Genomic DNA, 11,991 nt, shown 5'->3' on the forward strand with positions numbered 1-11,991 from the left:
GATCAACACCGCATCCTGGCTGAACACAGTAGCGTTCACTTGGCTAACAGTCGGTTACTTTTTCCTACTGCCAAGGTGAAGCTGTTACTCATTACAAGCACCATGGATCCACGCTGATGATTGGGTATTCGACGCATCTGGGCGAGCTGGCAAGTAGGCCAGGTACTCGAAGCTCGCACGGCGGACGGGAATACAAAGCCATGTTGAAGAACACTATTTACTGAGCCTGACGATTTTGGCCTGCCCAAAATGGTCGGGGGCCAAAGTACCTAATGAAGTGATACTTATTTCTTCCCGAAGAACTGCCTTGACGGCGCTGCATATGGCATCTCGACCCCTGCAACAGCGCCTCTGACGGGAAGTCTTCGTGCATGCAATTAAGCGAAAACTTTCGAGGCCTTGAGAATGATCAAGAATTTTGACATTACGTTTCAATTACTTTTTCTTGCCACTCCCTTTGCCCTCGGACTGACCGGCCTCGTCATGGATCTGCGTATCGCAGGCTCCAAAGAATACAAAATCATGATTGGGGCCCTGCAGCGCAGTGCGTGCCTACCCTTTATTGTCACCCTTTGTGGTGAAAAGACTTTGCGTGCGAGAATGTTTGTGACATTCATGGTCGCCGGGGTCATAAAGTATCCAAAATCAAGTATTCGACAAGGCATGCTTGACGCACAAGACTATGAGCAATTTCCACCATCCATGAGAAAGCGGATTGTGGCCGCCTCATGGCTGAACACAGTCGCCTTCGGCTGGTTAATCATAGGTTCTTACTTTCTTTGATACTCCGAATCGCACGCCGACGTTATCGGACTGCCCATTTAGCTAACAGCAAATCGTCCTAACCTATAGATGCTTACCGCCAACGCCGCCCCTCACTCCCCTGCACAGCCACCTGCCCCTGCGAAATCGCCAACTCCACACTCATCTCGAACCGACTGCCCACCCCAGGCGCCGATTGATGTGACAGCCGTGCCCCCAGCAACTCGCTCATCTGCCGGCAGATGGCAAGGCCAATGCCCAACCCGCCGTAGCGCCGGGTCATGGACCCATCCACCTGGAAAAACCGCTGGTAAAGAATCGACTGGTCAAGGTCTTCGAAACCGATACCCGTGTCGCTCACGGTAAACGTCAAGGCCAGTTGATTAGGCCCCCTGTGCTGTCCGCGAACCTGGATCATCACACCACCCTGATGGGTGAATTTCAGGCCATTGTCCACCAGACATCCCAGGCAGCGGGCCAGCTTCGGCCCATCGCCCACCAGTCGGTCGGGCAGGTCCGCCGGCATGTCCACACTCAAATACAGGCCCTTGCCCAGTGCCTGGCCGGCATAGCTGGCGCGCACGCCTTGCAGCAGTGCCCGCAGGTCGAAGGGTGCTGGCTGCGCACGCAGCCGCCCTGCCTGGAGTTCGGACAAGGTCAGGATGGCGTCGACCATGTTCATCATGCCCTGGGCCGAACCCACCGCTGTCTGATGAAAGCGGGCCATTTCCGCGTCCATCGGCAGGGTATGCATCAACTCCAGGGAACCGATCACGCCATTCATTGGGGTGCGCAGTTCATGGGTGGCGCAGGCCAGAAACTCGTCTTTGAGCCGGTTGCTATTGGCCAGTTGCTGGTTGAGTAGCTCCAGTTGCTGCCCCGTTTCACGCAGGGTACGGGCCTGCTCATCGCGCAGCGTCTTGATGCGGTCGGCCAGGGCTAGCGATAGCAACGCCACTTCCAGCGCAGCACCCAATTGACTGGCATACATGGTCAGGAACATGTTCGGCAGGTAGCCCAGCACCATCAGCGTGTTGACCAGCCCCCCGAGCAGGAACGCGGTCCAGGCGATGATGAACCAGCGCGCCACGCGCAGGCCGCGCCGCCAGGCGTTGAGCCCTGCGCAGAAAACGCCCAGGCTGAACACGAGCGCCAAGGCGGTGGCAAGGCGCATGGCCACGCCATAGGGCACGCTCACGGCCAGCACCATCACCACGGCGCCGCCCAGCATCAGCGCCTGCAGCAACCGGTCGAAGCCGCGGCTTTGATGGCGAAGCTGCAGAAAATGCCGGGCGAACTGAGAGCCGAACAGCGCAGCTGCGCCGACGAATAACGGTGTGCAGGCGTTGGCCCACCATGGGCTGTCGGGCCACAGGTAAGCGATGCCGGCGCCATTGACCGAGACCTGGTAAAGGCCGAAGGAGGCGATGTAGAGGATGTAGTACAGGTAGCTGACGTCCCGCACGCTCAGGTACAGGAACAGGTTGTACACCAGCATCACCAACAACACCCCGTAGATCATCCCCAGCACATACAGGCGCGTGGCCTGGGCTTCCAGGTAGGCCTGGGGGGACCACAGGGCCAGCGGCGCCTGCACCGAACCCTGGCTGTGCAGGCGCAGGAAGACCGTGGTGACCTGCCCAGGCGGCAATTGCAGGTTGAACAGGTAGTTGTCCTGCCGAACCTCCCGGCTTGAGTAAGGCAGTGCATCACCCGTGCGCTGGGCCAGGTGAAAGCGCCCGTCCGGGCCCGTCAGGTAAAGCTCGAGGTGGTCGAGGGGTGGGTAGGCCAGTTCCAGCAACCAGTGCCGGGGCATGCCCGGCTCCGCGTCAGGGTGCAGCTCGAGCTTGAGCCAGAACACCGACTTGGAAAACCCGGCATTGAGCACGTCTTCAGGGTGGGAAAGAAAATGCTGTGCGAAGTCGGGCGCACTGACCTCCGTGATGCTGGCGCTGCCGTCCGGGTCTTCGTAGACCTGCATGACCTTGCCCAGGGGCAGGTGACGGGTGGCCGCGGTGATATCCACCGCTTCGGCGAATGCGGGCAGCAAACCCATGAGCACAATCAGCAAATAGCGCATACAGCCCCAGCATGGCCTGTCCGGTCGCGTCGCGGTTGCCCCCTTTCCGTTTGAGACGACGAAATCCTGCAGAACCTGTTCATCGATTTATCTGCGCACTCTAGCACAGCGTCAAGGTGCGTCGAGCGGCGGCAAAAAAACCACAGGACCGCTCTGGCACGGGCATAAGCGGCATTGAAGGGCGCGCATCGCACACCAAAAAGTCCACCGACCTGCACGGGCAAGGTCCGCACAAACAGGTTTGGTGGTAAGCTCGCCGACCATGAATACCTACGCCTCCCGCCCCGTTGTCCTCTGTCTCTCCGGCCACGACCCCAGTGGCGGCGCCGGCTTGCAGGCAGATATCGAAGCCCTGCTTGCACAAGGTTGTCATGCCGCGCCCGCGGTGACCGCCCTGACCGTGCAGGATACCGTCAATGTCTCCGACTTCCGCGTGCTCGACCGTGAGTGGGTGCTGGCCCAGGCCAATGCCGTGCTCACCGACTCCACGGTGGCTGCGGTCAAGCTGGGCATGCTCGGCTCGATCGACATGGTCGATACCGTGGCCGAGCTGCTGGCTGCGCACCCGCACCTGCCGTTGGTGTGCGATCCGGTGCTGCGCGCAGGCGGCGGCGGGCGCCTGGGCAAGGATGAAGTAGGCTATGCGCTGCGTGAACGCCTGTTGCCGCTGGCGACCATCACCACGCCGAACCTGCCCGAAGCCCGCATTCTTGCCGAGTTGCCCGAAGGCAGCGCCGACGAGTGCGCTGCCAGGCTGCTGGAGTTCTGCCCGCACGTGCTGATCACCGGCGGACACGGCGACGAGGTCGAAATCCACAACCGTCTGTACAGCCGCGACGGTCACCGCAGCACCTCGACCTGCCAACGCCTGCCGGGCAGTTACCACGGTTCGGGCTGCACCCTGGCCAGCGCCCTGGCGGGTCGATTGGCTCTGGGCGAGCACCTGGAAAGCGCGGTGCGCACTGCACTGGACTACACCTGGCGCACCCTGCGCGATGCGGAGCAGTTGGGACGGGGCCAGTTCGTGCCTCGGCGCCTGCCTCTGGATTTCTGCTCCTGACTCGAGGTGCTCGATGACCCTACGCGGCCTGTATGCCATCACCGACAGCCAACTGCTGGACGGCCGATTCCTGTCTCATGTGGAGGCAGCGCTCGAAGGGGGTGTATGCCTTCTGCAGTACCGGGACAAAAGCAATGACGCCGCGCGGCGCTTGCGTGAAGCGCATGCACTCCAGCAATTGTGCGAGCGCTATGGCACTCAGTTGATCATCAACGACGATGCCGAACTGGCTAGGCAACTGGGCGTGGGCGTACACCTGGGGCAAACCGACGGGCCGCTGACCCCCGCACGCGCCCTGCTGGGCAGCGCGGCGATCATCGGCTCGACCTGCCATGCCAGCCTCGATCTGGCCGCCCAGGCAGCCCGCGAAGGCGCCAGCTACGTCGCCTTCGGCCGCTTTTTCACCTCCAGCACCAAACCCGGCGCTCCGGCTGCCGACGTCCGTCTTCTGGCGCAGGCTCGCGCCCAGGTGAACCTGCCGATCGCCGCCATCGGCGGGGTCACCCTCGACAATGCCGCCGCACTGGTGCACCACGGTGCCGACCTGCTGGCGGTGATCCACGGCTTGTTCGGTGCCGACAGTGCGCAGGAAGTCACCCGCCGCGCCCGCGCCTTCAATGCCTTGTTCGCATCCTGATTCGAGAGAACTTTCCATGTCCCGTTCCGAAGCACTTTTCGCCCAAGCCCAGAAACACATCCCCGGTGGTGTGAACTCGCCCGTGCGCGCGTTCAAGAGCGTGGGCGGCACCCCATTGTTCTTCAAGCATGCCGAGGGCGCCTACGTCGTCGACGAAGATGACAAGCGCTACGTCGACTACGTGGGCTCCTGGGGCCCGATGATCCTGGGCCATGGCCACCCTGACGTGCTGGACTCGGTACGTCGCCAGCTGGAACACGGGCTGTCCTATGGCGCCCCGACCGCCATGGAAACCGAAATGGCAGACCTGGTGTGCTCGCTGGTGCCTTCCATGGAAATGGTGCGCATGGTCAGCTCGGGTACCGAAGCGACCATGAGCGCCATCCGCCTGGCCCGTGGCTACACCGGCCGTGACGCGATCATCAAGTTCGAAGGCTGCTACCACGGCCACTCCGACAGCCTGTTGGTCAAGGCCGGTTCCGGTCTGCTGACCCAAGGCGTGCCCAGCTCGGCCGGCGTGCCCGCCGACTTCGCCAAGCACACCCTGACGCTACCCTTCAACGACATCGCCGCCGTCGAGAAGACGCTGGCTGAAGTGGGCCAGACCGTAGCCTGCATTATCGTCGAGCCGGTTGCCGGCAACATGAACTGCGTACCGCCGGCGCCGGGCTTCCTCGAAGGCCTGCGCGAGCAGTGCGACAAGCATGGGGTGGTGTTGATCTTCGATGAAGTGATGACCGGTTTCCGGGTTTCGCTGGGTGGTGCGCAGGCGCACTACGGCATTACCCCCGACCTGTCCACCTTCGGCAAGATCGTCGGCGGCGGCATGCCGGTCGGCTGCTTCGGCGGCAAGCGCGAAATCATGGGCTGCATCGCCCCGCTGGGCCCGGTCTACCAGGCGGGTACGCTGTCGGGCAACCCGCTGGCCATGGCCGCCGGCCTGACCACGCTCAAGCTGATCAGCCGCCCGGGCTTCCACGCCGAGCTGACCGACTACACCAGCCGCATGCTCGACGGCCTGCAACAGCGCGCCGATGCTGCCGGCGTGCCGTTCGTGACCACTCAGGCTGGCGGCATGTTCGGCCTGTACTTCAGCGGGGCCGACGACATCGTCACCTTCGATGACGTAATGGCCAGTGACGCCGGTCGCTTCAAGCAGTTCTTCCACCTGATGCTCGACGGTGGCGTGTACCTGGCGCCGAGCGCGTTCGAGGCTGGCTTCACCTCCATCGTTCATGGCGACAAAGAGCTGCAGATCACCCTGGATGCGGCTGAAAAAGCCTTCGCAGCCCTGAAGTAACCCGGCGCCTTCCCACCTTGGTAGCCGGTAGTACCCGCTATCACGGTGGGTATACCGGCCATCGCCAGGGGCGTACCCCGTGGGAACGGGCGCACGTGCAATGCGGCCATACAGGTAACGAAGGGGTCCTGCCATCAGCCTGTTTCGCCACGCCGACATAAATTCGAGTAAAACTTTGTAAGGTTGGCGCTGCTTATCCCATAATGTGCCACCAGAGACATTGGCCGCAGCTTTGCAGAGGTAAGTCGATCCCCATGAACCGCACCGGCCGCGCCCTCACCCTGGGCTGCCTGTTGCTTCTCCAGCCCCTGCTGGCCCTGGCGGAGGGCGGTAACTCGTTGCTCATCCCGACGACGGGTCGCTGCACCTTGAACGTGCAGCCGCAGGACCTGGCAAGCGCACTCAAAACCTGTGAACAGGTGGCCGATGCCGGCGATGCCCAGGCACAGTACGAGCTGGGCGAGTACTTCTATGCGCAAGCGCCGAAGAACCTTAACAAGGCACTGGACTGGTACCAGAAAGCGTCCCTGCAAGGCCATGCCGAGGCCCAGTACCGCCTTGGGTCGATGTTTTTTCACGGCGAAGGGGTCAAGGCCAACAACGTGCAGGCCTACATCCTGTTGAAGATGGCGGCAGTCAACGGTGCTGAAGATGCCCTGGACATGGCGGACGAAGTCACCGAACAGATGCCCCGAGACGACTTGGAGCATGCGACGCAGGTGCTCGGCCAGATCTTCCGCAAATACCTGCTGGAGCTGCAGAACGCCGAGGGACGCTCGCCGTTCTCCCCGCTGCCCTAGGCTTTGCTCGGCATAATGCCGTTAAGCCCATCAGGACTTTCGCCACTGCCATTCAAGGGTTATTCTTGAGTTCACACTCATTGCCGTCGGGCGGCTAAAAACGACCTTGAACGCACCCATCGAACCCCATCGTTTCATCCTCGAACCTTTCGAGGCCCACCGTTTCGCCAACTTGTGCGGCCAGTTCGACGAGCACCTGCGCTTGATCGAACAACGCCTTGCCATCGAGATCCGCAACCGCGGCAATCAGTTCGAACTGATCGGCGAATCCAAGACCACCCATGCTGCCGAGCAACTGCTGCGCCGTCTCTACCGCGAGACCCAGGCTACCGAGCTGTCGCCGGAAACCGTGCACCTGTACCTTCAGGAATCGGCCGTCGAGCACATCGACAATCCGGCGGTGAACGAGGTCAGCGTCTCGCTGCGCACACGCAAGGGCAATATCCGACCACGGGGCGCCAACCAGCAGCGCTACGTCAAGGAAATCCTGGCCAACGACATCAACTTCGGCATCGGCCCGGCCGGTACCGGCAAGACGTATCTGGCCGTGGCGTGTGCTGTCGACGCGCTGGAGCGTGAACAGGTTCGCCGCATCCTGCTGGTGCGCCCGGCCGTTGAGGCTGGCGAGAAGCTCGGGTTCCTGCCTGGCGACCTTGCACAGAAGATCGACCCTTACTTGCGCCCGCTCTACGATGCCCTTTATGAAATGCTGGGCTTCGAGCACGTGGCCAAGCTGATTGAGCGTCAGGTCATCGAAATTGCGCCGCTTGCCTACATGCGCGGTCGCACCCTGAACAACAGCTTCATCATTCTCGACGAAAGCCAGAACACCACGCTCGAGCAGATGAAGATGTTCCTCACCCGTATCGGCTTCGGCTCCACGGCGGTGATCACCGGCGACATCACCCAGGTCGACCTGCCCCGGGGCACCAAGTCGGGCCTGGCGCATGTGATCGAGGTGCTGCGGGACGTGCCGGGTATCAGTTTCACCCACTTCCAGCCCAAGGACGTGGTACGTCACCCCTTGGTGCAGCGCATCGTCGAGGCCTATGACCGCTTCGAAGCCCGCCAGGCCACTCCCGAGGCGCCCGGCAAAAATGCTTGAACTGGACATACAACGGGCGACACAGGCTGCCGCCCCGGTCGATGCCGACTTTCGCCGCTGGTGCGAGCTGGCCTTGCAGCAACGCAAGGCCGACTCGGAGATGACCATTCGTCTTGTGGACGAAGCGGAAGCGCGCGAGCTTAATCACACGTATCGGCACAAGGACTATGCGACCAACGTGTTGTCCTTCCCGGCCGACGTGCCAGACGACTTGCTCGACATCCCCTTGCTGGGCGACCTAGTGATCTGCGTCGCGGTGGTCGAACGCGAGGCGGCCGAGCAAGGCAAGTCGCTGGCGGCGCACTGGGCGCACCTGGTCATTCACGGCTGCCTGCATCTGCTCGGTTACGACCACATCGAGGATGAGGAAGCCGAGGAGATGGAAAGCCTGGAACGAGAATTGCTGGCACAACTGGGTCACCCGGACCCATACGCCGATGACGAAACCGAATCAACCCCACACTGATAGACCAAGGATCACGAGAACCGCCATGAGCGAAGATCGATCGAGCAACGGGCAGAAGTCCTGGCTGGGTAAACTGACCCAGGCTTTTGCCCATGAGCCGAAAAACCGCCAGGAGCTCCTGGAGCTGCTGCGTGAAGCACATCAGAACAAGCTGCTGGACAGCGAGGCGCTGACCATCGTCGAAGGTGCCATCCAGGTGGCGGACCTTCAGGTGCGTGACATCATGGTGCCGCGCTCGCAGATGAACAGCATCAAGGCCGGCCAGTCGCCGCGCGAGTTCCTGCCGGCAGTGATCGACGCGGCGCACTCGCGCTACCCGGTAATCGGCGAAAGCCATGACGATGTGCTCGGTGTCCTGCTCGCCAAGGACCTGCTGCCGCTGATTCTCAAGGAGAACGGCGACAACTTCGACATCAAGACGCTGCTGCGCCCGGCCACTTTCGTGCCCGAGTCCAAGCGCCTGAACGTGCTGCTGCGCGAGTTTCGTGCCAACCACAACCACATGGCCATCGTCATCGATGAATACGGCGGCGTGGCTGGCCTGGTGACCATCGAGGATGTGCTCGAACAGATCGTCGGCGATATCGAAGACGAACACGACGTCGAAGAGGACAGCTACATCAAGCCGCTGCCCAACGGCGACTTCCTGGTCAAGGCGCTGACGCCGATCGAGCACTTCAACGAGTCCTTCGACAGCGCGTTCTCCGACGATGAGTTCGACACCGTCGGCGGTTTGGTGATGAGTGCATTCGGCCATCTGCCCAAGCGCAACGAAACCACCGAAATCGGCGCGTACAAGTTCCGCGTGCTCAACGCCGACAGCCGCCGGATACACCTGCTGCGCCTGACCCCGATCAACCGTTAAGGAACGACATGCGCTGGATCACCCGCCCCGGCTGGCCCGGTAACCTGCTGGCCCTGGCGGCCGGCGCTTCTACCCTCCTGGCCCTGGCGCCATTCGATCTGTGGCCACTGGCGCTGTTGTCCATCGCCGTGCTCTACCTGGGCCTGCGCGAGCTTAGCCCGCGCCAGGCCCTGTGGCGTGGCTGGTGGTTCGGTTTCGGCCTCTACGGCGCCGGCACCTGGTGGATCTACGTCAGCATGACGAACTACGGCGGTGCCTCGCCGCTGTTGGCCATCGCGCTGCTGGTTGCGTTCTTTGCGGCCTTGGCCTGGTTCTTTGCGCTGCCCACCTGGTTGTGGGCACGCTGGTTGCGGCGCAACGAGGCGCCCCTGGCCGATGCCCTGGGCTTTGCTGCCCTGTGGGTGGCCCAAGAGGCGTTTCGCGGCTGGTTCCTCACCGGCTTCCCGTGGTTGTACGCAGGCTACAGTCAGCTGGACGGCCCGCTGGCCGGCCTGGCGCCTCTGGGCGGGGTGTGGCTGGTGTCGTTTGCGTTGGCCCTGACGGCTGCGCTGCTGTGCAACCTCAACCGTTTGCGTACCCGTCCGGGCTTTCTTGCCATCGCCTGCGTGCTGCTGCTCACTCCCTGGGCAGTAGGATTGGCACTCAAAGGGCATGCCTGGACTACTCCGGCAGGCGACCCACTCAAGGTCGCTGCCATTCAGGGCAACGTCGAACAGGACGTGAAGTGGGACCCGGCGCATATCGACGCCCAGTTGGCCCTGTACCGCGACCTGAGTTTCAGTTCAAAACCTGCGGACTTGTTGATCTGGCCGGAAACGGCGGTACCTGTGCTCAAGGACCAGGCGCAAGGGTACATCGACATCATGGGGCGCTTCGCCGCAGACCGGCATTCGGCCCTGATCACCGGCGTGCCGGTTCGCGAGGTGGTGCACGGTCAGCGTCGCTACTTCAACGGCATCACCGTCACGGGCGAAGGGGACGGCACCTACCTCAAGCAGAAGCTGGTGCCCTTTGGCGAATATGTCCCGCTGCAGGACATGCTGCGGGGGCTGATCGAGTTCTTCAACCTGCCCATGTCGGATTTCGCCCGGGGCCCTGAGGACCAACCGCTGCTCCAGGCCAAGGGTTATCAGATCGCGCCTTATATCTGCTACGAGGTGGTCTACCCCGAGTTTGCCGCCGGCCTGGCGGCACGTAGCGACTTGCTGCTGACCATCAGCAACGACACTTGGTTCGGCACTTCCATAGGCCCGCTGCAGCACTTGCAGATGGCCCAGATGCGTGCGCTGGAAGCCGGCCGCTGGATGATCCGGGCCACCAACAATGGCGTGACGGCCTTGATCGACCCGTTCGGGCGCATCACGACCCAAGTGCCTCAGTTCCAGCAGGCAGTGATGTACGGCGAGGTAGTGCCGATGCAGCAGCTGACGCCTTATCTGCAATGGCGTTCCTGGCCGCTTGCAATCGTTTGTGGGTTGCTGCTGGTCTGGGCGTTGATGGCCGGGCGTGTGGCCAGGGCAGTGTGACGGGGCTTTGCAGTTGACGTTGTAAGGGGCTGCTCAGCCCCTTCAATAGAACAACCGATACCCCACCAGCCCAGCCACCTCATTGAGCAACTGCCCGCTCTGCCACATGGCCCGGCTTTCCGGCAGCCAACCACCGAATGGCCGCGCCGGATCACGGCCGAGGAAGCCGACTGGCGCGGGTACTACCTCGAAGCCTGCCTGCTCGAAGCTCCAGCGCGAGCGCTGCATGTGCCAGGCCTGGGTCACCACCACGACGCGGCGTATCCCCAACGGCTCAAGCACACTCGCCGAGTGCTGGGCATTTTCCCAGGTGGTGCGGCTCGCCTGCTCCAACCACTTCACCTCAACGCCGAAGTCGTCATGCAGGCTGTCGGCCATCAGCTGCGCCTCGCTGGGCGGTGTGCCATAGTGCAGCCCGCCGCTGGTCAGCACCGGTAGCCCGGACGCCTTGGCCAGGCGAGCGGCAAGGCGCAGCCGCTCCAGGGCCGTGGGCGTCGGCTGGTCGACACCCGCCCAGGCAGGGTCGCCCCGTTCACGCCCTGCGCCCAGCACGACGATGGCATCGGCCCGCTGCTTGAGGCCAGCCCAGTCCTGCCCGGCTAGCGCAGGCTCCGTCTCCAGGGCTCTTGCCAGGTGCTGAACAGCCACCGGCAAGCTGGTCATCCACAGCCCGCCTAGCCCTGCCACAAAGCACACAGCGGCCAGCCGGGGGCGACGCCTGCGCAGCCACCATGCTGCAAGCAGCAGGAGAAACAGCACGCCTGGGGGTAACAACCACTGTTTGATGAAATACCGGATGGGCATGCACACCTCCTTCGAAGGTGTGCAGACTAAAAGCATCGGCGCCGGCCAACAACATGGCCGGCGTCGATCAAGGTCGGATAACTGTGCAAACCTTCAAAAGGCTCCGCCCAATCCCTAGCGGCGGGAGGCCTTGCGTGGGCGTGGCGTACGCACTGTGCGCTTGATGTCCTTGAGCCAGATGATCCTGGCCGACGCAGGCTCAGCCTGCGGCCTGAGGTTTGCAGCCTCGTCGGCGCGTTTCTGGAAGGTATCCAGATAAGTTTTGATCACCTCGAACTCGGCGCGGCTCAAACCACGCAACTCCAACTCGGCTGGCGCCTCGTCCCGAAGTCGCATGGACGTTCTGGCTGTATCCAGGGCAAGCCCGAGCCTATCGATCAGGCGCTCATAGAGTTCTGGTTTTCCTGCAGGTAGCTGCGACTCTCCCATTCGTTCACCTCATTGAAGATAACGATTATCTCCCCCACCCCAGAGCTTAGCGTCGTTGCGAAAAGCAGCCTGACGCCGCGACCAGCGGCCATTCGCAACGAACGTTTCCCACGATGCGCGGCGCTGCTGTATGCTACGGCGTTCACTCCCGATGACA

12 protein-coding genes are annotated in these 11,991 nt (G+C 62.5%); 9 read left to right on the forward strand and 3 right to left on the reverse strand.

Annotation, left to right across the window (positions count from 1 at the left end; all coding sequences use genetic code 11):
• The first annotated feature begins 405 nt into the window (after nucleotides 1-405).
• Entirely contained in the window at nucleotides 406-783 is a 378-nt protein-coding gene (locus tag ACK59L_RS06710) for a hypothetical protein (protein ID WP_100850739.1), read from the forward strand.
• Nucleotides 784-856: 73 nt separating this feature from the next.
• On the opposite strand, the gene ACK59L_RS06715 is transcribed toward ACK59L_RS06710, so the two are convergent.
• Nucleotides 857-2,842 carry a sensor histidine kinase gene (locus tag ACK59L_RS06715; protein WP_409272562.1) on the reverse strand — a complete coding sequence of 662 codons (1,986 nt, stop codon included), beginning with the start codon at nucleotides 2,840-2,842 and terminating at the stop codon, nucleotides 857-859.
• A 262-nt stretch (nucleotides 2,843-3,104) separates the two neighbouring features.
• On the opposite strand from ACK59L_RS06715, the gene ACK59L_RS06720 reads away from it, so the two are divergent.
• The 8 genes from ACK59L_RS06720 (at nucleotide 3,105) to lnt (ending at nucleotide 10,601) form a co-directional block, all read left to right on the forward strand.
• Nucleotides 3,105-3,902 (forward strand): hydroxymethylpyrimidine/phosphomethylpyrimidine kinase, encoded by a 798-nt coding sequence (locus ACK59L_RS06720; RefSeq protein WP_058638963.1) that lies wholly within the window; start codon nucleotides 3,105-3,107, stop codon nucleotides 3,900-3,902.
• A gap of 13 nt (nucleotides 3,903-3,915) precedes the next feature.
• Complete coding sequence (thiE, locus tag ACK59L_RS06725; protein ID WP_409272565.1) at nucleotides 3,916-4,539, forward strand: thiamine phosphate synthase; 624 nt, start codon at nucleotides 3,916-3,918, stop codon at nucleotides 4,537-4,539.
• Nucleotides 4,540-4,555: 16 nt separating this feature from the next.
• Nucleotides 4,556-5,839, forward strand: coding sequence for a glutamate-1-semialdehyde 2,1-aminomutase (gene hemL / locus ACK59L_RS06730; RefSeq protein WP_058603548.1), 1,284 nt, complete (start codon nucleotides 4,556-4,558; stop codon nucleotides 5,837-5,839).
• A 254-nt stretch (nucleotides 5,840-6,093) separates the two neighbouring features.
• Nucleotides 6,094-6,639 (forward strand): tetratricopeptide repeat protein, encoded by a 546-nt coding sequence (locus tag ACK59L_RS06735; protein WP_196136086.1) that lies wholly within the window; start codon nucleotides 6,094-6,096, stop codon nucleotides 6,637-6,639.
• 106 nt (nucleotides 6,640-6,745) lie between these two features.
• Nucleotides 6,746-7,744, forward strand: coding sequence for a PhoH family protein (locus ACK59L_RS06740; RefSeq protein WP_028687151.1), 999 nt, complete (start codon nucleotides 6,746-6,748; stop codon nucleotides 7,742-7,744).
• Nucleotides 7,737-8,210, forward strand: coding sequence for an rRNA maturation RNase YbeY (gene ybeY / locus ACK59L_RS06745; protein ID WP_409272568.1), 474 nt, complete (start codon nucleotides 7,737-7,739; stop codon nucleotides 8,208-8,210). The genes ACK59L_RS06740 and ybeY overlap by 8 nt, the downstream gene beginning before the upstream one ends.
• Before the next feature lie 25 nt (nucleotides 8,211-8,235).
• Nucleotides 8,236-9,075: an HlyC/CorC family transporter gene (locus tag ACK59L_RS06750; RefSeq protein WP_023534628.1), complete on the forward strand. Its 840-nt coding sequence runs from the start codon at nucleotides 8,236-8,238 to the stop codon at nucleotides 9,073-9,075.
• 8 nt (nucleotides 9,076-9,083) lie between these two features.
• On the forward strand, nucleotides 9,084-10,601 hold the full coding sequence (gene lnt, locus ACK59L_RS06755; RefSeq protein ID WP_409272570.1) for an apolipoprotein N-acyltransferase: 1,518 nt from the start codon (nucleotides 9,084-9,086) through the stop codon (nucleotides 10,599-10,601).
• Nucleotides 10,602-10,643: 42 nt separating this feature from the next.
• On the opposite strand, the gene ACK59L_RS06760 is transcribed toward lnt, so the two are convergent.
• Nucleotides 10,644-11,405, reverse strand: a complete 762-nt coding sequence (locus ACK59L_RS06760) for a YdcF family protein (protein ID WP_409272572.1) — start codon at nucleotides 11,403-11,405, stop codon at nucleotides 10,644-10,646.
• Nucleotides 11,406-11,519: 114 nt separating this feature from the next.
• Nucleotides 11,520-11,834, reverse strand: a complete 315-nt coding sequence (locus ACK59L_RS06765; RefSeq protein WP_078477937.1) for a hypothetical protein — start codon at nucleotides 11,832-11,834, stop codon at nucleotides 11,520-11,522.
• Nucleotides 11,835-11,991 lie beyond the last annotated feature (157 nt).

It is taken from the genome of Pseudomonas sp. KCJK9111, assembly GCF_046231935.1.
Lineage (GTDB): Bacteria > Pseudomonadota > Gammaproteobacteria > Pseudomonadales > Pseudomonadaceae > Aquipseudomonas > Aquipseudomonas parafulva_B.

Coding starts and splice junctions, on each gene's coding strand:
- ACK59L_RS06715 (WP_409272562.1), bottom strand. CDS start 2,842: ATGCGCTATTTGCTGATTGTGCTCATGGGTTTGCTGCCCGCATTCGCC.
- ACK59L_RS06710 (WP_100850739.1), top strand. CDS start 406: ATGATCAAGAATTTTGACATTACGTTTCAATTACTTTTTCTTGCCACT.
- lnt (WP_409272570.1), top strand. CDS start 9,084: ATGCGCTGGATCACCCGCCCCGGCTGGCCCGGTAACCTGCTGGCCCTG.
- ybeY (WP_409272568.1), top strand. CDS start 7,737: ATGCTTGAACTGGACATACAACGGGCGACACAGGCTGCCGCCCCGGTC.
- ACK59L_RS06760 (WP_409272572.1), bottom strand. CDS start 11,405: ATGCCCATCCGGTATTTCATCAAACAGTGGTTGTTACCCCCAGGCGTG.
- ACK59L_RS06750 (WP_023534628.1), top strand. CDS start 8,236: ATGAGCGAAGATCGATCGAGCAACGGGCAGAAGTCCTGGCTGGGTAAA.
- thiE (WP_409272565.1), top strand. CDS start 3,916: ATGACCCTACGCGGCCTGTATGCCATCACCGACAGCCAACTGCTGGAC.
- ACK59L_RS06765 (WP_078477937.1), bottom strand. CDS start 11,834: ATGGGAGAGTCGCAGCTACCTGCAGGAAAACCAGAACTCTATGAGCGC.
- hemL (WP_058603548.1), top strand. CDS start 4,556: ATGTCCCGTTCCGAAGCACTTTTCGCCCAAGCCCAGAAACACATCCCC.
- ACK59L_RS06720 (WP_058638963.1), top strand. CDS start 3,105: ATGAATACCTACGCCTCCCGCCCCGTTGTCCTCTGTCTCTCCGGCCAC.
- ACK59L_RS06735 (WP_196136086.1), top strand. CDS start 6,094: ATGAACCGCACCGGCCGCGCCCTCACCCTGGGCTGCCTGTTGCTTCTC.